This is a genomic window from Streptomyces sp. BBFR102, from assembly GCF_051397025.1.
GTDB lineage: Bacteria > Actinomycetota > Actinomycetes > Streptomycetales > Streptomycetaceae > Streptomyces.
Genome location: NZ_CP195757.1, coordinates 2,325,916 through 2,347,457, shown reverse-complemented (window position 1 = coordinate 2,347,457; position 21,542 = coordinate 2,325,916). Strand labels below are relative to the sequence as shown.

General features: G+C 68.9%; 18 protein-coding genes and 2 pseudogenes. 5 read left to right on the top strand and 15 right to left on the bottom strand.

The features are described 5' to 3' along the window. Positions 1 to 75: 75 nt before the first annotated feature. Positions 76 to 786, bottom strand: coding sequence for a DUF4232 domain-containing protein (locus ACSLIC_RS10635; RefSeq protein WP_436737432.1), 711 nt, complete (start codon positions 784 to 786; stop codon positions 76 to 78). Positions 787 to 953: 167 nt separating this feature from the next. Between ACSLIC_RS10635 and ACSLIC_RS10630 the strand changes: the two genes are divergently transcribed. Both ACSLIC_RS10630 and ACSLIC_RS10625 read left to right on the top strand, forming a co-directional pair. Next, positions 954 to 2,378 (top strand): helix-turn-helix domain-containing protein, encoded by a 1,425-nt coding sequence (locus ACSLIC_RS10630; protein WP_436737431.1) that lies wholly within the window; start codon positions 954 to 956, stop codon positions 2,376 to 2,378. Between the two features lie 90 nt (positions 2,379 to 2,468). Next, entirely contained in the window at positions 2,469 to 3,677 is a 1,209-nt protein-coding gene (locus ACSLIC_RS10625; protein ID WP_436737430.1) for a PLP-dependent aminotransferase family protein, read from the top strand. 76 nt (positions 3,678 to 3,753) lie between these two features. On the opposite strand, the gene argS is transcribed toward ACSLIC_RS10625, so the two are convergent. Further along, positions 3,754 to 5,553, bottom strand: a complete 1,800-nt coding sequence (gene argS, locus ACSLIC_RS10620; protein ID WP_436737429.1) for an arginine--tRNA ligase — start codon at positions 5,551 to 5,553, stop codon at positions 3,754 to 3,756. 169 nt (positions 5,554 to 5,722) lie between these two features. Between argS and lysS the strand changes: the two genes are divergently transcribed. Further along, complete coding sequence (gene lysS / locus ACSLIC_RS10615; protein WP_436740335.1) at positions 5,723 to 7,495, top strand: lysine--tRNA ligase; 1,773 nt, start codon at positions 5,723 to 5,725, stop codon at positions 7,493 to 7,495. 92 nt (positions 7,496 to 7,587) lie between these two features. On the opposite strand, the gene ACSLIC_RS10610 is transcribed toward lysS, so the two are convergent. The 3 genes and pseudogenes from ACSLIC_RS10610 to ACSLIC_RS10600 all read right to left on the bottom strand — a co-directional run bounded on the left by ACSLIC_RS10610 (position 7,588) and on the right by ACSLIC_RS10600 (position 9,656). Beyond that, entirely contained in the window at positions 7,588 to 8,472 is an 885-nt protein-coding gene (locus ACSLIC_RS10610) for an IS3 family transposase (protein ID WP_436737428.1), read from the bottom strand. Next, entirely contained in the window at positions 8,469 to 8,774 is a 306-nt protein-coding gene (locus ACSLIC_RS10605; protein ID WP_436737427.1) for a transposase, read from the bottom strand. The genes ACSLIC_RS10610 and ACSLIC_RS10605 overlap by 4 nt, the downstream gene beginning before the upstream one ends. Positions 8,775 to 8,848: 74 nt before the next feature. Then, positions 8,849 to 9,656, bottom strand: a pseudogene (locus tag ACSLIC_RS10600) (IS5 family transposase). Between the two features lie 86 nt (positions 9,657 to 9,742). On the opposite strand from ACSLIC_RS10600, the gene ACSLIC_RS10595 reads away from it, so the two are divergent. Beyond that, on the top strand, positions 9,743 to 9,922 hold the full coding sequence (locus ACSLIC_RS10595; RefSeq protein WP_436740490.1) for a hypothetical protein: 180 nt from the start codon (positions 9,743 to 9,745) through the stop codon (positions 9,920 to 9,922). Here the strand turns inward: ACSLIC_RS10595 and ACSLIC_RS10590 are convergent, their stop codons facing one another. The 10 genes and pseudogenes from ACSLIC_RS10590 to ACSLIC_RS10545 form a co-directional block, all read right to left on the bottom strand. Continuing rightward, a complete protein-coding gene (locus ACSLIC_RS10590; RefSeq protein ID WP_436740334.1) occupies positions 9,923 to 10,984 on the bottom strand; it encodes an IS630 family transposase in 1,062 nt (353 codons plus the stop codon). A 210-nt stretch (positions 10,985 to 11,194) separates the two neighbouring features. Beyond that, a protein-coding gene (locus ACSLIC_RS10585; RefSeq protein ID WP_436737426.1) for an IS5 family transposase occupies positions 11,195 to 12,012 on the bottom strand; the annotation gives its coding sequence in 2 pieces (ribosomal slippage) (positions 11,195 to 11,662 and positions 11,665 to 12,012; 816 coding nt in all). 307 nt (positions 12,013 to 12,319) lie between these two features. Further along, positions 12,320 to 12,979 carry a hypothetical protein gene (locus ACSLIC_RS10580; RefSeq protein ID WP_436737425.1) on the bottom strand — a complete coding sequence of 220 codons (660 nt, stop codon included), beginning with the start codon at positions 12,977 to 12,979 and terminating at the stop codon, positions 12,320 to 12,322. A 74-nt stretch (positions 12,980 to 13,053) separates the two neighbouring features. Beyond that, a complete protein-coding gene (locus tag ACSLIC_RS10575; protein WP_436737424.1) occupies positions 13,054 to 14,922 on the bottom strand; it encodes a hypothetical protein in 1,869 nt (622 codons plus the stop codon). A gap of 524 nt (positions 14,923 to 15,446) precedes the next feature. Beyond that, a complete protein-coding gene (locus ACSLIC_RS10570) occupies positions 15,447 to 16,133 on the bottom strand; it encodes a hypothetical protein (protein ID WP_436737423.1) in 687 nt (228 codons plus the stop codon). A gap of 207 nt (positions 16,134 to 16,340) precedes the next feature. After that, positions 16,341 to 16,997 (bottom strand): Crp/Fnr family transcriptional regulator, encoded by a 657-nt coding sequence (locus ACSLIC_RS10565; RefSeq protein ID WP_436737422.1) that lies wholly within the window; start codon positions 16,995 to 16,997, stop codon positions 16,341 to 16,343. Positions 16,998 to 17,019: 22 nt separating this feature from the next. Next, the gene (locus ACSLIC_RS10560) at positions 17,020 to 17,511 is read right to left on the bottom strand and encodes a Pycsar system effector family protein (protein WP_436737421.1); all 492 of its coding nucleotides are present in this window, start codon (positions 17,509 to 17,511) and stop codon (positions 17,020 to 17,022) included. A gap of 243 nt (positions 17,512 to 17,754) precedes the next feature. Further along, positions 17,755 to 17,952 (bottom strand): annotated as a pseudogene (locus tag ACSLIC_RS10555) (DUF2637 domain-containing protein); the annotation flags it as partial. Between the two features lie 168 nt (positions 17,953 to 18,120). Continuing rightward, entirely contained in the window at positions 18,121 to 18,945 is an 825-nt protein-coding gene (locus ACSLIC_RS10550; protein ID WP_436737420.1) for a DUF3558 domain-containing protein, read from the bottom strand. Between the two features lie 125 nt (positions 18,946 to 19,070). Next, on the bottom strand, positions 19,071 to 19,991 hold the full coding sequence (locus ACSLIC_RS10545; protein ID WP_436737419.1) for a hypothetical protein: 921 nt from the start codon (positions 19,989 to 19,991) through the stop codon (positions 19,071 to 19,073). Between the two features lie 235 nt (positions 19,992 to 20,226). Between ACSLIC_RS10545 and ACSLIC_RS10540 the strand changes: the two genes are divergently transcribed. Beyond that, entirely contained in the window at positions 20,227 to 21,420 is a 1,194-nt protein-coding gene (locus ACSLIC_RS10540) for an RtcB family protein (RefSeq protein ID WP_436737418.1), read from the top strand. The last annotated feature ends 122 nt before the right edge of the window (positions 21,421 to 21,542 follow it).

Here is a 21,542-nt window from a genome sequence, read left to right as displayed (position 1 = left end):
GGCTCGCCGCGTGCGGCGGCCCCGGCTCCCCCTCCGCAGGGGCCGGGGCCGTTCGCGTGGCGCGGTGGGGCGGTGTCACCAGGCCAGGGCGTCCGCTGCGGTGCTCTGCCAGTAGGTGACGGCGTTGCTGCTGTTGACGCGGACCGAGTCGCCGGGGAGGGCGGGGTGGGCCGGGGCGCCGGTGGAGCCCTCGCCGGAGCGGGCGGCGAAGTGGAGGGCGAGGGAGGTGACGTCCCGGGGGTGGGCGCCGTCGGGGGTGGAGGTGAGGACGCCGGCGTAGCCGGACTCGCCGGGGGCGAGGGTGATGACGGCCTGGGGCTTGCTGTCCTCGATGCGGGGCACGGCGGCCTGGGCCTGGTCGAAGCGGAGGTAGGGGGCGTAGTAGAGGTCGCAGGAGGTGTCGCCGGTGTTGGTGGCGGTGATCAGGAGGTGGTTGATCGGGCGGGGGGCCTCGGCGACGGTCACCTCGGTGTCCTCGGCCGTGCAGGAGTCGGTCTTGGCCACCCTGCGGTCGGCGGCCTTGGTGGCTTCCTTGCCGGAGGTGCCCGTGGCGGCCGAGGTCCCGGAGGCGTCCGCCTCCATCCCGGCTGCGGGCTGCTGCTTCCCGGCGGACTCGTCCGACGCGGACCCGCCGTCCTGTGCGCCGGTGGCCGACGCCTGGGTGGAGTCGACCACCCCGGCCGCGTCGGCGGCGCCGGTCTGGCAGGCCGTGAGGGAGAGGGCGGCGGTGGCGACGAGGGTGGCGGCGAGGGTGCGCAGGCGGCGGGAGCGGGGCGTGGCGGTCATGGGGACGTCCTTTCAGCGGTGCGGCGTGCTTGGATGACCACAGCCTGCGGCGCGCTTCGTCCCGGCCGCCAGCCAAAGCGGGGGAACAGGGACGCTGGAATGGTGAAACGGGGTCTGACCTGCGCGAACGCGGGTGCCCTGGAACGGCTGCATGGGATGGGGAACGGGTGGGGACCGCGGATTCCACGGAGGCGGCGGCACAGCTCGCCGCACTGTTGAGCACGCTCAAGGGACGTTCGGGGCTCAGTTACGGGGCGCTTGCCAAGCGGCTGCACATGTCGACCTCGACGCTGCACCGCTACTGCAACGGGGACGCGGTGCCGACCGACTTCGCACCCCTCAACCGCTTCGCCCGCCTGTGCCGGGCGAACCCGGAGGAACTGGTCGAGGTGCACCGGCGGTGGATTCTCGCGGATGCCGCCCGGGAGCAGCAGCGGGGGAAGAGCGGCGGCGGAAGCGCCGACGCCGTCCCGGCCGCGGGCTCCGACGCGGGTGCCGGGGGTTCCGGTGCGGGGGCGGCGGGCCCCGACGCGGGTGCCGCGAGTTCCGGTGCGGGGGACCCGGACTTGGGCGAGGGGGCCATGGATTCCGCAGTGGGTGCCGCGGGCTTCGACGAGGGGGCCGCCGACTCCGGTGCGCGGGCCGCCGACCCCGGTCCTCCCGGTACTCCCGGTGTCCAGGCCCCCGCCCCTGCGGCGGAGGGCCCCCGCCCCCGCCGCCGTCTGGTCCTCGCCGCCACCGTCGGCGTGGTCGCGGTGGCCGTCACGGGGGCCGTGCTCGTCGGCCGGCTCGGTGGCGAGGGCGCCGGGGCGGGGCAGGCGGCGGGTGCGGGGCGCGGGCCGGTGGCCTCCGCCGGGGCCGCCGGGACCGGCAGCCCGAGTCCGTCCGGTCCGGCGTCGGGGGAGCCGTCGGCCTCGGCGTCCGGGTCGGAGAAACCGAGTGCCTCCCCCACGAGTTCGGCGGACGGCAAGCCCGCGGCTCCCGCGCCGACCGGTGCCCCCTTCAACGCGTCCATCCGGGCGCACGCCTGGCAGGACCAGTGCAGTCAGCGGTACCTGGTGGACCGGGAGCCCGACGTGATGGGGCCGCCGCCCGTCGAGCAGGACGCGCCCGGCTGGGTGGCCGCGACGGGGGCGGTGTCGGCGGACAAGCAGGTGGTGGAGGTGACGCTCCAGGGCAAGGGGAGCGAGACGGTCGTCCTCCAGGCACTGCACGTGCGGGTGGTACGGACCGGGGAACCGCTGCCGTGGACCGACTACGGGACGGGGGTCGGCTGCGGCGGCGGGGTCTCGCTGCGCGCCTTCGACGTCGACCTCGACCAGGGCCGGCCCGCCGCCCGCGCTGCCGACGGGCAGCGCCCGTTCCCGTACAAGATCAGTGAGAGCGATCCGGAGATGTTCCGGGTGACGGCGCACACCGGGGGGCGGGACGTGAGCTGGTACCTGGAGGTGGAGTGGTCGAGCGGGGAGCGGCGGGGGGTGTTCCGGGTGGACGACCAGGGGCGGCCGTTCCGGACCAGCGCATCGGCCGGACGCCCGGCGTACGACTATCCGCTGGGCGCGTCGGAGTGGAGCGAGCACCAGTCCGGGTAGCCGGGGGCGGCCGGGTGTCCGCATACCGGGCTCCTAAAGTGGAAGAAGGCCGCCCCGTGCGGGCGGCGTCGCAGAACGAGGAGTACCGCCATGCCGCTGAGCCCTGCCGCATCCGCCCCTACGCCCCCGCTCGCCGGGCGGGCCGTAGGCGGCGGGGGGTCGCCGGTGGGGGAGATCCTCGCGGTCACGGCGCGGCCCGAGGTGATCAACTTCGCGGGCGGGCTCCCGGCGCGGGAGCTGTTCGACGCCGAGGGGATCGCCGAGGCGTTCCGGGCGGTCCTGGCGGAGCAGGCGCCGCGCGCGCTCCAGTACGCGACGACCGAGGGCGAGCCCGCGCTGCGCGGGGCGCTCGCCGAGCGGATGACGGTGCGCGGGCTGGCCACCGGACCGGACGACGTGCTGGTCACCACCGGGTCGCAGCAGGGCCTGTCGCTGGTCGCGCAGGCGCTGATCGAGCCGGGCGACACGGTGCTGGTGGAGAGCCCCTGCTACCTGGCCGCGCTCCAGGTCTTCGCCTTCGCCGGGGCCCGGATCGTGCCGGTGGCCTGCGACGACGACGGGATCGACACCGCCGCCCTGGAGGAGCTGGTGGTCCGCGAGCGCCCCAAGTTCCTCTACACCGTGCCGACCTTCCAGAACCCGACCGGCCGCACCATGAGCGCCGGCCGGCGCCGCGAGGTCGCCCGGATCGCGGCGCAGCGCGGACTGTGGATCGTGGAGGACGACCCGTACGGCGAGCTGCGGTTCGCCGGCGAGCGGCTGCCGTGGATCGCCTCGCTGCCCGAGGCGGCCGACCGGACGGTGCTGCTGGGCAGCTTCTCCAAGGTGATGGCCCCGGGGCTCCGGCTCGGCTGGCTCCGTGCGCCCCGGGCGCTGCGCGCCGCCTGCGCCCTGGTCAAGGAGGGCACCGACCTGCACACCCCGACCGTCAACCAGCTGGCCGCCGCCCGCTACCTCGCCGACAACGACCTCGACGCCCACGTGGTCCGCGTGGCGGGCGTCTACGGCACCCGCCGCGACGCCCTGCTGGCGGGCCTGCCCGACGCCCTGCCCGCCGGCTCGACGTGGACCACGCCGGAGGGCGGCATGTTCGTCTGGGCGCGGCTGCCCGAGGGATACGACACCGCCGAGCTGCTGCGGACCGTGGTGAGCTTCGACGTGGCGTACGTGCCGGGCGCGCCGTTCTTCGCGGAGGCGCCCGACCACGGCACGCTGCGGCTCTGCTTCGTGACGCAGACCCCGGACGAGATCGCCGAGGGCCTGCGGCGCCTGGAGAAGGGGTTCGCGGCGGCCCGCTGAGGCGCCGGGGAACGCCACAGGGGCCGGCCGGTACGCGCGTACCGGCCGGCCCCTGTGGCTGCCGTCGAGTGCCGTCCTACAGCTGCTCGGGCGTGCGGATGCCCAGCAGCGCCATGCCCTGGTGGAGGGTGCGGCCGGTGAGGTCGCAGAGGAAGAGGCGGTTCTCCACGACCTCGGGCGGGTTGTCGGCGGAGAGCACGTGGCACTGGTCGTAGAAGGTCGTGTACAGCGACGCCGTCTGGTAGAGGTACGCGGCCAGCTTGTGCGGGGCGTACTCGGCGGCGGCGTCCGAGACGACCTCGCCGAACTGGTCCAGGTGCAGCCCGAGCGCCCGCTCGGCCGGGGCCAGCGCCAGCTCCGGGTGGGCCACCGGGCGCGCCTGGCCCGCCCGGCGCAGGATCGACCGGATACGGGCGTAGGCGTACTGGAGGTAGACGGAGGTGTCGCCGTGGAGCGAGACCATCTGGTCGAGGTCGAACTTGTAGTCGCGGGCGGCCGACGTCGACAGGTCGGCGTACTTGACCGCGCCGATGCCGACCTCGGCACCGCGCTCGGCGATCTGCTCCTCGGTGAGCTGCTCCTTGACGTCCTTCTCGCGGACCACGGTGGTGGCGCGCTGCACGGCCTCGTCGAGCAGGTCGACCAGCCGGACCGTCTCGCCCTCGCGGGTCTTGAAGGGCTTGCCGTCCTTGCCGAGGACCGTGCCGAAGGCCAGCTGCACGGCCTTCACGTCCTCGCCCAGCCAGCCGGCGCGGCGGGCCGTCTCGAAGACCATCTTGAAGTGCAGCGACTGCCGGGCGTCCACCACGTACAGCAGGGTGTCGGCCTTCAGCTGGAAGACGCGGTCGCGGATGGCGGAGAGGTCGGTGGCCGCGTAGCCGAAGCCCCCGTCGGACTTCTGGACGATCAGCGGGACCGGCTGGCCGTCGGGGCCCTTGACGTCGTCGAAGAAGACGCAGAGGGCACCCTCGGAGCGGACCGCGACGCCGGACTCCTCCAGCAGGCGGCAGGTCTGGGCGAGCATGGCGTTGTACCCGGACTCGCCGACCACGTCGGCGTCGTGGATCTCCATGTCGAGCTTGTTGAAGACGGAGTAGAAGTAGACCTTCGACTCGTCCACGAACCGCTGCCACATGGCGAGGGTCTCCGGGTCGCCCGCCTGGAGGTCGACCACCCGGCGCCGGGCGCGGGTCTTGAACTCCTCGTCGGAGTCGAAGAGGGCGCGGCTGGCCTTGTAGAGCCGGTTGAGGCTCGACATGGCCTGCTCGCCGGCCTCCTCGCTGGCCTGCCCGGCCTCGACGGCCGCGGTCTCGGCGGTGGCCGCCAGCTCGTCCGGGTGCTCGGTCAGGTACTGGATGAGCATGCCGAACTGGGTGCCCCAGTCGCCGATGTGGTGGCGGCGGACCACCTGCTCGCCGGTGAACTCCAGCATCCGCACCACCGCGTCGCCGATCACGGCCGACCGCAGGTGGCCGACGTGCATCTCCTTGGCGACGTTCGGCTGGGCGTAGTCGATCACCGTGGTGCCGGGCGCCTCGGCGAGCGGCACGCCGAGGCGGGCCGGGTCGGCGGCGCGGGCCGCGAGGTTCCGGGTGATGGCGGCGTCGGAGAGGGTGAGGTTGAGGAAGCCGGGGCCGGAGACCTCGATGTCCTGGATCACCTCGTCGGACCCGATGCCCTCGACGACCTTCGCGGCCAGCTCGCGGGGATTGCCCTTGAGCTTCTTGGCGAGGGCCAGGATGCCGTTGGCCTGGTAGTCGGCCCGGTCGCTACGTCGCAGCAGCGGGTCGGCGGCGCCGGCCTCCGGCAGGGCAGCCGCGAGGGCGTCCGCGAGACGCTGGTGGACCGAGGCGGTGAGCGAGGTGACCGAGGCCATGAGGTGGGGTGCCGTTCTCCTTGGGATGCTGATGGTCCAGAAAAGTATCCCACCCGTCCCGGCCCCCGTGAAAAGCGGTTTTCGTGGTAGGGCGGCGAGCTGGGACAATGGGCGGTGGGCCGTGACCGAAGTCCCGGGCGGCCACCGAAGGTGAATGAGGAAGAAGGACGTGCCGATCGTGGCTCAGAGCACAGAGACCGCCGACTGGGTCTCCCGTTACGCGGACGAGGTCATCGCCGAGGCGGAGCGACGAGCCGGTGCGAAAAAGGCCGACGGCACGGCGGACGAGGCACCCGGCGAGGACGGCCTGACCGTGGTCGTGGCCTCCGGACTCTCCCCTTCCGGCCCCATCCACCTGGGCAACCTCCGCGAGGTCATGACCCCGCACCTGGTCGCCGACGAGGTCCGCCGCCGTGGCCACACCGTGCGCCACCTCATCTCCTGGGACGACTACGACCGGTACCGCAAGGTCCCCGCCGGCGTCGCGGGCATCGACGAGAGCTGGGCCGAGCACATCGGCAAGCCGCTCACCGCCGTCCCCGCCCCGGCCGGCTCGGCGTACCCGAACTGGGCCGAGCACTTCAAGGCCGCCATGACCGAGGCGCTGGCCGCGCTCGGCGTGGAGTACGACGGGATCAGCCAGACCGCGCAGTACACCTCGGGCGCCTACCGCGAGCAGATCCTGCACGCCATGCGCCACCGGGGCGACATCGACGCGATCCTCGCCCAGTACCGCACCAAGAAGGCCCCCGGCAAGAAGTCGCAGAAGCCGGTGGACGAGGCCGAGCTGGAGGCCGCCGAGGGCTCCGGCGCCGCCGCCGAGGACGACGGCTCCAGCGCCGCCGGCGGGTACTACCCGTACAAGCCGTACTGCACCGTCTGCAACAAGGACCTCACCACCGTCACCTCGTACGACGACGAGACGACGGAGCTGGCCTACACCTGCGCCTGCGGCCACGGCGAAACGGTCAAGCTGAGCACCTTCGACCACGGCAAGCTGGTCTGGAAGGTCGACTGGCCGATGCGCTGGGCCCACGAGGGCGTCGTCTTCGAGCCGTCCGGCGTCGACCACTCCTCGCCCGGCTCCTCCTTCCAGGTCGGCGGCCAGATCGTGGAGATCTTCGACGGCGTCCAGCCGATCGGCCCGATGTACGCCTTCGTCGGCATCTCCGGCATGGCGAAGATGTCCTCCTCCAAGGGCGGCGTGCCGACCCCGGCCGACGCCCTGAAGATCATGGAGCCCCAGCTCCTGCGCTGGCTCTACGCCCGCCGCCGCCCCAACCAGTCCTTCAAGATCGCCTTCGACCAGGAGATCCAGCGGCTCTACGACGAGTGGGACAAGCTGGAGGCCAAGGTCGCCGACGGCACCGCGCTGCCCGCCGACGCCGCCGCCCACAGCCGCGCCGCCGCCACCGCCGCCGGTGAGCTGCCGCGCACCCCGCGCCCGCTGCCGTACCGCACCCTCGCCTCGGTCGCCGACATCACCGCCGGTGCCGAGGACCAGACCCTGCGCATCCTCAGCGAACTGGACCCGGCTCGGCCGATCACCTCGCTGGACGAGGTCCGCCCCCGGCTCGACCGCGCCGAGGCGTGGATCAACACCTACGTCGACGCCGAGGCCCGCACCGTCGTCCGCGCCGAGCCCGACACCGAGGCGCTGGCCGCCCTCGGCGACGAGGCGCGCGAGTCGCTGCGGCTGCTCCTCGACGGCCTCGACAGCCACTGGTCGCTCGACGGGCTGACCACCCTGGTCTACGGAGTGCCGAAGACGCGGGCCGGTTTCCCCGCCGACGCCAAGCCGACCCCCGAGCTGAAGGTGGCCCAGCGGAGCTTCTTCGCCCTGCTGTACCAGCTCCTCGTCGGCCGCGACACCGGTCCGCGCCTGCCCACCCTGCTGCTCGCCGTCGGCGAGGACCGGGTCCGCCGCCTGCTCGGCGCCTGACCGCAGGGACCGCGTTACGGCGAAGGCCGCCTGCCCCACTCGGGGGAGGCGGCCTTCGCTGAAGTAACCCCTCAGGTCCCGACACTTCCGTTTTATGCCGCGAGGTCCAGTCGTTGATGGCAGCGGATCCTCGCCTGGTATGGCGTGATGTAGCCGATGGTCGAGTGGAGCCGCTCCCGGTTGTAATGTTCCGCGATCCACTGGAAAACGTCCTGCCGAGCCTGCGCCCGGGTTTCCCAGACGGTCGTCCCGATCTCTGCTTTCAGGACGGCGAAAAAGCTCTCCGCGGCAGCGTTGTCGAAGCACGAACCGGTGCGCCCGGCGCTCTGTCGGATGTCCAACTCGCCGAGTAGCGAGCGGAATTGATGGGACGTGTATTGGGATCCGCGATCGGAGTGAAAGATCGCGTTTCCTGCAGTGTGTCCACCCGCATGGGCCATCCGGATGGCGTCCGCAACCAGTTCGATGCGCATGTGGTCGGCCATCGACCAGCCCGCGACCTCCCGCGTGCACAGATCGATCACCGTCGACAGATACAGCCATCCCTCGGCCGTCGGCAGGCAGGTGATGTCCCCGGCGAATTTCAGACCCGGCAGCGGCGCGGTGAAGTCCCGCAGGATCAGATCCGGCGCCGGCGGCGCCGTGTGGTCCTGTCGCGTCAGCGACCGCGACTTCCGTCGCGTTATCCCGACGATTTCACGCTCCCGCATGATCCGGGCGACGCGCTTGCGGTTCACCATGTGACCCTGGTCCCGGAGTGTCCGGGTGATCCGCAGGGCCCCGTAAGCTCCCCGGGAATCGGTGTGGATCTCCCGGATTCGGCAGGCCAGGACCTCTTCCTCATCGGCCTTCTCCTGCCGCGCCTCCTTGTTCTGGTGCCAGGCGTAGTAGCCGGAGCGGTCCCATCCGAGAACATCACACATCCGCTTCACCCTGTGGGCGCCTCTGTGCTCGTCGACGAAACGGAAGCGGATCACCGTGTCGTCTCCCGCGCGAAATAGGCGGCGGCTTTCCGGAGGATCTCGTTGTCCTCCTTCAGCCGGGCGTTCTCCCGCCGCAGGCGCTTGAGCTCTTCCTTCGCGTCAGGGGTCACGCCGGCGTCACCCCCGCCGTCCGCCGTCTGGACACGGGTCCGGTCCTCCCGGACCCACTTGCGCAGGGTCTCCAGATGGATGCCCAGGCCGTGAGCGATGTCGGTGAGGGAACGGTCCGGCGAGGAACGCACCAGGTCCACCGCGTCCCGCTTGAACTCTTCGGGATAGTTCTTCCGCTTTGCCACCTTGGATCACTTCCCCTGGATGACGAAACATCCGGCGTCCAGGTGTCGGAATTTCGGGGGTCACTGAGCCTCTTTCATCCTGAATAGTTGCAGGTCAGTAGGGTGTGGACGGCCTGGACGATGGTGCCGATGCGGCGGGTGGAGCATCTGGCCCGGCGGAGCAGTCGCCAGGACTTCAGCAAGGCGAAGGCGCGTTCGCCGGGTGCTCTGAGTCGGGCGTGGTCGCGGTTGAACTGCTGGTAGTGCTCGGGCTGTTCACGGTGGCGGTAGTACGGGGTTCGGAAGGTGGCGCCGGCGCCCTGATAGGCACGGTCGGCGAGGACGAGGACCTGCCGGGTCAGGCAGGCCTGGATGATGCCATGGGCACGGGCCGCGGTCAGGTCATGGGTGCGGCCCGGCGTCGCGCGGGAGAACCACAGGGGCGTGCCGTCGGGCCGGGCGATGACCTGCACGTTCATGCCGTGCTTGCGGTGCTTCTGCGAGTAGTACGGCTCGTCCGCACCGATGCGGTCGATGGGGATCAGGGTGCCGTCAACGATGACGTGGTCGCCTTCACCGAGGCCGGTGAGGGCTTCGTGGAGGCCGGGTGCCCAGGAGGCCAGGACGTCCAGGGTCTCGTCGACATACCGCCAGGCAGTGGCCTGAGATATCCCGAAACCGGCTCCGAGCTGCGAGAACGTCTCGTTCTTCCGCAGATGCACCAGCGTGAGCAGCGCCTGTTTGAAGCAGCCGAGCTTGCGCCAGCGGGTGTTGCGGGCCTGGCGATGCTCGTACAGCAACCAGGCCACATGCTCGACGAGCTCATGCGGGACGTCGAGCATGGCAGGATACGGAACCAACAGGGCCCCTTTCGGTCGCCGGTGTGATGAGTGGAATCACCACGCCAACGACGAGGGGCCCTGCCTCGTCACCACCCCTGCTGACCAGCCCATCTCACCCTCCAGCACAGGATGAAAGAGGCTCACTCCATGAATCAGCAACACCCTGACGAGCGCAGCCGTATTCGGGCGGCCATGGACCGCCTCCTGACTGGGCAGGCCACCGTCTCCAACGGCAGTCTCACCGTCGCCGCTCTCGCTGTCGAGGCCGGCGTTCACCGCATGGCCCTGATGAAGCGCCACGCCGACCTGAAGAACGAGTTCTATTGATCAGAAACTCATTGGGTTCTCGTCCAGGACGTAGCGGACGTGCGGGCCGCCGAAGTAGCCGCGGACGATGTGCGGCTGGCGCTGGCGTCGGCGGAAGAAGCGGCGGGTCTCCGCGGCGAGTTCGGCCTGGTCGCGGGCTCGGTGCTGCTTGGGCAGGCTGTGTTTGAGGTCGGCGTTGACCAGCTCGTCGGGGTTCAGCTCGGGCGAGTACGGGGGCAGGAAGTGCAGCTCGACAGCCTCGGGGTGGGCGGCGAGCCAGTCCCGGACCATCTTCGAGCGGTGCGCGGAGTGCCCGTCGACCACGAGATGGACCTTGTGGTCGAAGTGGCCGGCCAGCCGGTCCAGGAAGCGGCACATCACCTTGGCGGTGAAGGACTCGGTGAAGACCATGAAGTGCATCCGGCCCTTGGTGCTGATCGCCGACATCGCATTCACGGAGAACCGGTTCCCGCTCCGCCGCACGACGGGCGTCTTCCCTTTCTCGCCCCAGGTGCGGCCGGTGACCTGGTCGGATCGGATGCCGACCTGGTCGGCGAAGAGGATCTCACCGCCCTCCGCCTTCGCCTTCGCGTGGATCTTCGGCCAGGTCTCCTGGTGCCAGCGGCGCACGGCCTCGGGGTTCTGTTCGACGGCCCGTTTGTCCGGGCGCTGGAAGGACAGCCCCCACCGCTTCAAGTACTTGCCCACCCCCGGTTCGGTCAGCCGCACCCGGTACAGCTTCGCGATCAGGTCACCGATCAGCCGCCGCGTCCACAGCTGACCGCTCAGGCCCACGTCACAGGGCCGGTGATCGAGGACCGCCTGCCGGACAGCGCCCTGCTCGGCCTCACCAAGCACCTGATGCACCCCGACCGGCTTGCCCCTCGGCCGCATGACCAGCGCCTCACGGCCACCGGCCAGCCACTTCGCCCACCAGCCGTCCACCGCCTTCAGTGACACCCCGAAGAGCTCCGCCACATCCTCACGGTCCCGCCCCGCCACCAACGCGGCCACCGCCCGCAGCCGAAGGGCCTCCTGCGCCGACGGCGACAGATGCCGCGCGTCCCTCACCAGATCGCTCACACTCCACCAACGACCCGGAACCCAAACCGTTTCGGAACAATAGGACACCATCCGCCGCCTCGGCTCCACCCGCCCGAAGCGCCCCGCGAACCGCGCCACGAAGTCACCAAACAGACCTGACCAGCCATCAGCTACCTCGTCCACCACGAAGTGAACAACGACGACGACCACTTCGAGTCACGAAGTGTCGTTGCAGTATTAGAGGATGTCTCACGTGGTGGGCCTCGCGAGTTTCTTGTAGCAGGTCAGGGCTGCGGCGAGACCGAGGAAGGCAAGGAAGTGACTGCCTTTTCGTTCGTACCGGACGGTGAGACGGCGGTAGCCGAAGAGCCAGGAGATCGACCGCTCGATCTTCCAGCGGTGCCGACCGAGCCGCTCGCCGGACTCGATACCGGGACGGGCGATCCGCGCGATGAGGTTCCGGCTGCGGAGCCAGCGGAGGTGCTCTGCGGAGTAGTACGCCTTGTCCGCGCGGACCTTCACCGGCTTCCTCCGGCGTGGTCCGCGCCGGGAGCGGACGGCGGGAATGCCGAGAATCAACGGCTTGAACGCCTGACTGTCGTGCAGGTTGGCGCCGGACACCGCGACGGCCAGCGGCAGACCCTGGGCCTCGGACAGCACGTGCAGTTTGCTGCCCTTCTTGCCGCGATCGACCGGATTCGGCCCGGTCAGCGAGCCCCCCTTTTCGCCCGCACAGACGCGGCATCGACGATCGCGGACGTCCAGTCCAGCTCGCCCCTGACGCCAAGCTCGTCCAGTACCGCCCGGTGCAGCCTGCGCCATAGCCCAGCCTCGGTCCACGCGGTGAACCGACGGTGCGCGGTGGCCGGCGAGACGCCGAACGACTCCGGCAGATACCGCCACGCGCACCCGCTCGTCAGCACGTACACCACGGCCGTGAACACCGCCCGCTCATCCACCGGGGCGGTACCCCCACCCTGCGGACGGGAGGCGAATCTCGGCACCAACGGAGCTGCCAGCTCCCACAGTTCATCCGGAACCAGCCGACGCGACAGATCAACCCTCACGACTCAACATCATGCCGCACCAGCAAAGCACCACGTGAGACAACCTCTTACTCTCGCAAGCGCAGTCCTCACTCGGCAGCAGGAGGACCCCTCAGCACCGCTGAAATCGAAGCCCGGCAACGTCATTCCGTTCCGTTAATGGAACACTGACGACCTCACCAGCATGGGCTCCCTCTCGCCGCGGCTTCGTGAAGCCCACCTTCTGGGCGAGCAGGTTTCACGGATGGCATAGCGACAAGCTTCGGGTCGGTTACCGAAACGGTGGCGGGCGAACCAGGGGATCTTGCTGGCTCGCCGACCGTGGAACCTACTGTTTCGGCTGGAGATTCCGCTGCTCGGCCAGCGTGAGGCTATCCGCAAGGTCTGGCCAGTCCATCTCCTTCATCAGGAGGCGTGCCGTGGCGACGAAAAGCTTGTGGCGAGCCGGGTCGTCCTCCAGCCTCTCGACCACTTGGGCAAGGACATGAGCAGTGCGCATGGCGTTTGTCTGTGCGTCCCCAGCGCGGCCGACGAAAGGCAGGATGTGCGTGTTGAACTCATCCCACACGATCGACTGGTGCCCGTCGCGATGACGTTCGAGCCACCAGGCACGTGCTGTATCCGCGTCGCCGAGCACCTTGTCTCGCATGTATGCCACACGAGTCTCGTGCAGATCATGTTGGAGCTGCTGATCACGCAAGGCGTCTTCGTACGCCTGGGCACGAGCTGCTGCTTCGGCTTCCAGGCGGAGGACGAGGTGTGCTTTGATCTCTATCGGCCACCTCGCATCCACCTGCCGCCAATCGGACAGCTCCAGTGCGAGCGCGCTCTCCGCCTCGTCAAGTTGCCCAGGCAGATATCTGCGGGTGATCTGCGAAGCCTTCTCCTCTAGCGCCATCCGTGCAGCCGAACGTACCAGGGCGCGTTTTTGACGGGGCTCGCCTGGAGCGAGGCGGCAGTGCAGCACACCGCTGACCGTATAGGCCACGCCCCAGAGCTTCGTTGGCCACGTAGTCGAAACGCGGTGACGAAGCCGTCGGCGCAGCCCGAAGTACGCCATCATCAGCTTGATGCCTTCTCGCGTTCATGAGTCCTGATGATTACTCGTTCAAGGACTTCGCCCCAGAAGGAATCCTGGAAGTCCCGGTCCTGTGCAAAGAATCGCTGCAGACCGCTTCGATAGATCTTGGGTTCGTACACATCGGCCATGAGGTCGACTAGCAGCGCTGACGGCAGCAGCCCGCTCTCGGCTTCGACTCCCCACCTGCCTAGCTGCTCATCTGCTGAGCTCTGGGACTCATCGTCCTGGAGTAGTTGCTGCCAGGCCCGAACAAAGCGCTGCCTGCCCGCAGCATCATCCGTCATGCTCAGAAGAAGTCGTGTCCCTTCACCGGTGGCAGCCAGGGAGAGGAAAGCGACCAAAGCGTGCCTTTTGGCGGGTTCCTCCGTCAGCCACGTCTCGAGAGCCTTGGCCACTTCACCCGCATTGATCTGGGTAAGCCGCCGGAACGCATCAACCATGGCGGAGGATGGGAACGGAGCGTGGACGGCTGCCCTGGCCAGTCGCGTCATTGCGATTGATGGCTGGCGGACGGCAAGTTCCCCTCCACAAATCTGCGTCACCAGATCGACCATCGCCGGCGACGGTTTACCGAGCACCCACCGGTACAGGCGTCCCCGGACGTATTTGCCCAGAGTGGGGTCGAGCGCCGCAGATGTGAGAGCTTCCACTGCTAGCGGAAGGCGGCGCCCATTCACCTCCTTGGCGACGCTGTCGATAATGCTGGTGTCGTGCACTTCCTTCGACAATTCGAGGAGTGCGGAAAGAGCGATGCGCGCGTCGTCCTCGGGCACGGCCTGCTGCGCGACGACCGACACAGCCCAGGAACGCAACAGATCTCGTTGGGTCGGGAACTCATCCCAGAGATGCCTGAGGATGGCCGGTGCCAGATCGTGCTTGTCCAACTCGTGGAACGCCCGATCTCCATGCGGCCTGAGCGCGGCGGCCTTCAAACGGTGACTGGACGTGGCATCTGCCAGAATGTCCAGGGGTTTGCGCCCGAATTCGAGTTTTTCGAGAAGTGCATCGGCGGCATGAAGCACTGACCGCTTTCGGCCGCCGTTGATCAGCGCCCCCGCCCAGACGGTGGCACGGGTGGATACGAGCTCTGGCTCACCAGGTCCTTGCCTGGTCGGGGTGAGGAGTTTGTTGATGTGTGTGTGCCATCCCTGGAATTCCTCGACGACGGTGTTGTCGTTCTCTTTCGCCTCATAGGCGATGCGAGCGAGTCGTCGCGCTTCCTGGGCAGGTGGATTGGAACGCCAGATGTCGTTGTACGCATCCTGATCGAGCCAGGAGACTCGATCTTCTGCACCCATCTGTCGAAGTTCTTGGCGTACCAGAGGCTTAGCATTCGGTGAAGAATGCTTGACAGTGATGTGGCGCGTCTCTTCAGACCATTCATTCGTCCACTCGTCAGGGGTGGTGAGAACGACGAGATAGCAAGACTTCTTTACGCCGTCGATGCCGTAATTGATCAGACCCTGACCGAATCGAGGTCCAGGCTGCTGCGGCATGCCTGAGAGGTCGAGAACGTAGCCGTGACCAGTTGCGGCTGGCAGCCTCGTAGCGTCGGGTTTCGACCACTCCGGCTCGAGGTCCACGAGGGTCAGCGGTAGCGATCCCACGGTTGTCAGGAGACGCAGCGCGGTGCTGCGCCGGCCAGTGCCCGGTGGCGCGCAGAGAATGACGACTCCGTACTCCTTGATCAGGAACTGTGCCTGTTCCCAGCAGTCGGCGTCACGTGGCGGGATGAAACGATCATCGGTGCACGCAGCGAGATCCACTTGATGCACTGGCTGCTGCCGCACAAAATCGCCGCCGTAAAAGTACTGGCTCTCTGCCTGGAATCCGGTGGCGTAGGGGGCCACGTTCTGCACATGAGAGCCCATGGCAGGCATGACCTGCGGGGGAGTAGCTGGTCCAGGAGTACCCCCCTCGATGCCCGGCTCTTCTGCTGGTGCCGCAGGTACTGGCAGCTCGTCGATCCTCTCGCTGTCCTCGCTGACGCGTGTGGGCGCAGGCGCAGGGGCACCGTGAGCGGCTGGCGGAGAAAGCGTGCCTCCGTCGGTTGAAAGCATGCCTTCCTGCCCAGGCATGAGCTGGCTTTCGGGCCTTGCGTGGGGGACGGCCCACTCCCCGGATTCGCCGGCTGGCGCCGGGGCGGGGTTCCCCGGATACAGGACGCTGGTTGCCTCCGATTCCTCTTCTGGAGGGGAGGCGTTGCCTGAACGGCCCGTGAGGTTGAGCCGGTCGGCCCAGCGCCAGCGCGGTGTGGCAGTGGAGGATGGGTCGTCCTGAGCCAGTTCAGGCTGGCGCCCGAACCCATCGGCAGACGGCTTCGGGGGAGTACCAGGTGAGTTGTCAGGCTCACCAGCAGTGAATGGGTTGTCGGTCATCGCAGGCCTCCCACGCCGCCGTTGAAGTACTGGTGCTGGCCCTGGAAGTTCCCGTTGCCGTTCTGAACGAAGGATGGCGCGGAGGCAGGTTGTGAGTCCTCACGGCGTGTTCCCTGTGAGGGCGGGGCCGTACTGCTCTGATCTGGGACTTCGAAAAGCGAACGATCGGCAAGTCCCCAATCGAGGCCGGGAACGTGCAGCCAGGCAGGCTGGGCGAACTTCTTGGCCTTGGCGATGTTCTGCGCGAAGTCCTCGGCGACAGTGCTGCCTGTCTCGAGCCCGCTCTGAAAAACGTCCTCGTACACACGTTGCGAGATGATCACCACCGTGTTTGCGCGCTTGGCCTTCGCGAGGAGATCCCGGAGGGTCTGGTCGTCGAGAAGGCGGTGAGTCTCGACCATGGGAACGCCCAGCCCGGAAGGGGGCAGCGGACCTACATGGACGCTGACGCGCAGTTGCAGCGGGCTCTTGCCGGGGTTCTGCCTTCTGTACTCGTGTAGAACATCACTGAGGGCTCCGGGGAAGCATCCCACCAGGGCCGGCAGCACCTCGGGGTCCAGACCTGCGACATACCCGTCACCCGTGTGCTGCGGGAAGGCCCGCTGTTCCCAGTACGCGCTAAGGCCGGTGGCCGACAGGGCCTGCGCGAGCACTTGCTGGATGTCTGCGTTGATCTCCTGCATGCGTTTGCTGGTATGAGAGCTGAAGTCTCTGGCATCAACCGCAAGTACAGCCCGGTAGGGCCACAGGCGCTCCCATGAAGGTGCCATTGATGTGTCCTCCTCTTGTCGGGGTGGTAGAAGCCACTGTGGCGGTGAACGCGGCGGGGTACCGTCCAGCATTGGACGGTACGAAGGTGACGTGGGTCACGGTGAAGCTGGTGGGTGCTGTCACCCCTCGGACAGCTCGGTGAGGGCTGCGCTGTCCCTGACAACCAGACGCTCCCGGCCCAGCTCGAGGACACGGGCATCGTGAAGCTCTCGTAACACGGCCATCGCCGACGAGCGGCTCATCGAAGCCATCGAGGCCAACTCGTCTCTGGACATCCCGAGCCGGAGGACGACTGTTCCGTCATCCGCTCTCTCGCCGACTTCCGTAGCCAGGTACTCAATCACCCGGGTCACCCGGGCTTGCGGCGACAGCCTCGTCAACGCAGTGCGCAGCTGCTCGTTCTCGTGCATGCGCTGAACAGTGAGCCGATACACGGTCGGGTTGAGGCCGTGGCGGTCGATGTATCCCCGAAACGCGTGCGCGGGAAGAACGTACCCGACGCATTCGGAGACCGCCTTTACGGAGGCTGATCGAGGCTTGTCGAGGAGTGCGCCGATCTCGCCCAAGACCTCACCCTGGCCGCGCAGCGCTAGAGGTGTCTCCGTCCCGCCTTCCGTCAACTGGACGATCTTGACGATTCCGTCAGCCAGGGCGATGACGAAGTCAGGCGACTCTCCCTGGTGAAACAGCCATGTGGCTCGCGCATAGCTGCGCCTCTGTCCTCGGTGCAGCAAGTCATTCCAGGCCGCATCCGATACCAGGTGACGGAAGTTCATTTTTCTACCCCCGAGGTGCCTCTCACCCGATTGCGGCCGAGACGCCAAGCGTGGTGCAGCCCAACACCGCCAGCAGAAGGGAGAGCTGGACTCGACGGTGCTTGGTCCAAGCGATCTCGCTCATGACGATGATCTGGCGTGACAACGCGGACAGTGCGGAGCCCGAACGCAGGGCAGTCTCCAGTGCCTCCGGCTCGAAGTGGCGGAGATGTCCGAAGAACAGATAGTCGTCATCTGGGCCGACTCCTCTGCGCTCCAACCGCAGGTTGGGGCTTACCGCAGCGGCGGCAAGAAGTGCTCCGCAAAGAAGGACGCACCCGCCTACCCACAACAGCGCCTGACTGGTAGCTGATCGTGCGTCCATCCCATGACCGGAGGTGGCCAATACGCCGAGCAGGGCGAGTACCGTCGACTGGAGGCTGAGGGCGATGGACGCCTTGGTGTCCGCCTTGCCCGTCGAATCGGCCAATGTCGCCTGGATCTTCCAGGCCGTTTCCAGCGGGTCGGCGGCCAACCTGACTCCTTCTGGTTCGTGTTGCTGATCTACCCTAAGGATCCGGTACGGATCCGCTCAGCCCGTCCGTCGCTGGGTGACTTGGCTGAAAATGGCCGTACCCCTCGCGTTCTAGCCAATGAGCTCTGAAGGATCGCCGAGAGGTCATTCTGTCGCGGTACCTGTGCGGCGCCATGTCTGTCGTTGCGGCCCCTGCTTGTTCGTGAGTCTCGAGGTGGCTGAACAGAAGGACTTGACAGGGAAGAGGGCGAGCAGTACGCAGATCCCCGCGTCGATGCCGATCGGGAAGAAGTACGAGAAGTTGCCGAAGCCCTTCTGGAGGGCGAGTTCGCGCACCGCCGTGTACGAACCGGCGAAGCCGATGGCCGCGATGACCACCGCACCGGCCACGACCACCCCGATGAGTATGCGGTGAGTCCGTGTCAGCTCTGTCGCCGCCACTGGCGCTGCCTCTCCGTCGTTCTGCGGGTCCGCGGGGGCCCGGCGGATTGCGTCCTGTTGCGTCCAACAGACTGGCACACGTGTGCGGACGCCTGTGCCGGGGCATGGCGGGAGCCCGGCCCCCGAAGGGTGGCCGGGCTCCGTGGAGCGGGTGGGGCGGGAGCCCTGTCAGGACTTGCCGGGGTCCGCGCCCTGGCCGGAGTTCTCGTCGGTGTCCTTTGCGGGCTTCTTGTCGGCGTCCTTCTCCGAGTCCTCGGCGGAGTCGCCCGAGGAGCCCTTCGCGTCCTTGCCGTTGGCCTTGGTGACCGCCGCGACGGCCTCCTTGCCGGCCTTGGTGGCGTCCTCGACCAGGCCCGCGGTCTTCGGGGAGCTCTGTCCGGCGAGGCCGGCACCGTTGTAGTCGACGGTCACCACGACGTTCTCGACGCGGGTCACCAGCGACTGCTGCTTGAAGGTGCCTTCCTTCTTCTTCAGCTCGTACGAGACCATCGTCGCGGCGTCGCCCGTCCCGGCGACCGGCTCGGCGGCGATCTCCTTGGCGTCCTCGGTCGCCTTGGCGTCGGCGATCTGCTTCGCGTAGTACTTCTCGGCGCGCTGCCGGCCCGAGCCGAGCGCCTCGTCCGAGTCGAACCGCATCAGGGAGACGTGCAGCCAGCGGAACTGCGAGCCGTCGACGCCCTTGGTGTCCAGGCTGTTCCACGAGCAGGTGGCGCGCGAGGCGGTGTCGTCGGACTTGCCGGTCTTCCCCTTGAGGCTCTCCGCCTCGGGGACCAGGTCTCCCAGCGTCTTCTTGGAGAGCGCGGCGCACGCCTCCGGAAGGGTGGCGTACGCGGCCTTCTCCATGGCCGGCGCGGAGGACGCGGGCGAGGCGGCCGGCTTGTCCTTCTGCGCGTCGTCGGTGCCCGAGGAGTCGTCCGAGGAGCAGCCGGAGGCGGCGAGGATCACCGGGACGGCGGCGCAGGCGAGTATGCGGGTCAGTCGCTGTGCTGGCATGGTTCCTTCGCTCAAGTCGTGCGGTCGGGCCGAACCGGACGGATCGGGTGGTCCGAGGGGTCACCGTACGCCGTAGGGGCGGGGCGACCCACCCGCTCGGGAGGGGGGCGCGGAGGCGCGCGGGGTCACACGTCGCTCAGCCGCTCGGCCAGCAGGGCCGCCAACTCGCGCGTCTTTTCCTGCATGGACGCGCTGTCGGGGACCTCGGCGACCTGCTTCGGCTGGGTCTCGTACTCCACGGTGACGATCACGTTGGACGTGCGGAACACCACAGTGACGGTGCGCTGGCCGGAGCCCGAGGAGGAGGTCGCGAGCTGGTCGTCGATGAAGGCGTCGTCGGCCAGCTCCGCCAGGAGGCGCGGCTCCAGGCCGTCGGCCGGGGCGGAGGGGTCGGCCGCCTCGCCGGTGGGCTCCTCGCTCTTCCCCTTCTCCTTCGCGTCGCCCTCGCCCGGCTTCTCCGGCGCCTTCGGGGAGTCGCCCTGGTCCGTCTCGTCGTCGGCCGGCCCGGTGGCCCGGGCGTCGGCCCGGCCGGCCTTCGGCGACTGGTCGGTGCGCCGGTCCGGTTGCTCCGTGCGGGGGTCGGAGGGCAGCGGCAGCTCGGCCTCCTTCATCCGGTCCCCGTAGACCGCCTGCGCGCGGGCGTCGTCGCTGACCGAGGCGGAGTACGAGACGACCCGCTCGAAGTCGATCCGCAGCAGGTGCCCGGCGTCCGCCGAGTCCACCTTCCAGCGGCAGCCGGTGCGCCGGTCCGAGTCGTAGGTGACCGAGGAGGTCCCCTCGTACGCCTTCTGCCGCTGCTCCGCGTCGAGCGCGGCGAGCCCGGGGAGCAGCGCGTCGAGGGTGGCGGTCTCCACCGCGCGGCACGGCTGCGGCAGGGTCTGGTACTTGCCGGGCTCGGCCTGGGCGGTGGTGGCCTCGCCCACCGGCTTGGCGTCGGGGGACTCCTCGGTGGCCGGGTCGCCGGTGCAGCCCGCCGCACCGAGGGCCACCAGCAGCAGCAGTGCGCCGGTCACCCGTGCCCTGCGGGGATACGCCTTACGCGCCACGGTCGGGGCTCCTCTCGTACGGCCTCGTCGCCCGGCGCCGCGCCGGAAATCCAGTTGCCGCGCCGCGGCGGCCGATGGACACAATGTGTACCGCACGCGCCGCCGGGGTCGCCGGTCGCCCGCCCCGTATGCGGGAGTTGGTCACGATATTCGGCCAGGGATTGGCGCGTGACGTCCAGCGGCCCCGCCCTCTGCGAGCAGCGTGAGGCCGACGTACCGGGGGAACGAGGCAATCATGGCTTACCAGGAGATTCCGGGCGCGCGGGTGCCCATCCGCATGTGGGCCGACCCGGCGGGGGTCGAGGAGGCGGCGATGCGCCAGCTCCAGAACGTCGCCACCCTGCCGTGGATCAAGGGCCTCGCCGTCATGCCCGACGTGCACTACGGCAAGGGCGCCACCGTCGGCTCCGTCATCGCGATGCGTGACGCGGTCTGCCCGGCCGCCGTCGGCGTCGACATCGGCTGCGGTATGTCGGCGGTGCGCACCTCGCTCACCGCGAACGACCTGCCCGGGGACCTCTCCCGGCTGCGTTCCAGGATCGAGGAGGCCATCCCGGTCGGCCGCGGGATGCACGAGCGGCCCGTCGACCCGACCCGTACCCACGGCTTCGGCACCAACCGCTGGGACGCCTTCTGGGACCGCTTCGACACCGTCGCCGAGTCCGTCCACTTCCGGCGCGAGCGGGCGGCGCACCAGATGGGCACGCTCGGCTCCGGCAACCACTTCGTCGAGGTCTGCACCGACACCGAGGGCGCCGTCTGGCTGATGCTGCACTCCGGCTCGCGCAACATCGGCAAGGAACTGGCCGACCACCACATCGGCGTCGCCCGCGACCTGCCGCACAACCAGGGCCTCGTCGACCGCGACCTCGCCGTCTTCGTCGCGGACACCCCGCAGATGACGGCGTACCGGAACGACCTGTTCTGGGCGCAGGAGTACGCCAGATACAACCGGACGCTGATGATGGGCCTGCTCAAGCGGGTGGTCTCCCGGGAGTTCAAGAAGGCGCGGGTCGCCTTCGAGCCCGAGATCTCCTGCCACCACAACTACGTGAGCGAGGAGCGGTACGACGGGATGGATCTGCTCGTCACGCGGAAGGGGGCGATCCGGGCGGGCAGCGGGGACTACGGGATCATCCCCGGCTCCATGGGCACCGGGTCGTACATCGTGAAGGGGCTCGGGAACGACGCCTCCTTCAACTCCGCCTCGCACGGGGCCGGGCGCCGGATGAGCCGGAACGCCGCCAAGCGGAGGTTCTCCGTCCAGGACCTGGCCGAGCAGACGCGGGGGGTGGAGTGCCGGAAGGACTCCGGGGTCGTGGACGAGATTCCCGGGGCCTACAAGCCCATCGAGCAGGTCATCGATCAGCAGCGGGATCTGGTCGCCGTGGTGGCTCAGCTGAAGCAGGTCGTCTGCGTCAAGGGGTGACGCCTGCGGCTGGGCTTACGAGAGGGCTCGGCCTGGCCGGCCGGGGGGATGGCCTCAAGCGCCGGCCGGGCTGCGATGGGCTGGGGTTCGGTGTGTGTGCGTACGGGACGGGGGTTGGTCTC

Coding starts and splice junctions, on each gene's coding strand:
- ACSLIC_RS10635 (WP_436737432.1), bottom strand. CDS start 786: ATGACCGCCACGCCCCGCTCCCGCCGCCTGCGCACCCTCGCCGCCACC.
- ACSLIC_RS10625 (WP_436737430.1), top strand. CDS start 2,469: ATGCCGCTGAGCCCTGCCGCATCCGCCCCTACGCCCCCGCTCGCCGGG.
- argS (WP_436737429.1), bottom strand. CDS start 5,553: ATGGCCTCGGTCACCTCGCTCACCGCCTCGGTCCACCAGCGTCTCGCG.
- ACSLIC_RS10595 (WP_436740490.1), top strand. CDS start 9,743: ATGAATCAGCAACACCCTGACGAGCGCAGCCGTATTCGGGCGGCCATG.
- ACSLIC_RS10570 (WP_436737423.1), bottom strand. CDS start 16,133: ATGCAGGAGATCAACGCAGACATCCAGCAAGTGCTCGCGCAGGCCCTG.
- ACSLIC_RS10565 (WP_436737422.1), bottom strand. CDS start 16,997: ATGAACTTCCGTCACCTGGTATCGGATGCGGCCTGGAATGACTTGCTG.
- ACSLIC_RS10550 (WP_436737420.1), bottom strand. CDS start 18,945: ATGCCAGCACAGCGACTGACCCGCATACTCGCCTGCGCCGCCGTCCCG.
- ACSLIC_RS10540 (WP_436737418.1), top strand. CDS start 20,227: ATGGCTTACCAGGAGATTCCGGGCGCGCGGGTGCCCATCCGCATGTGG.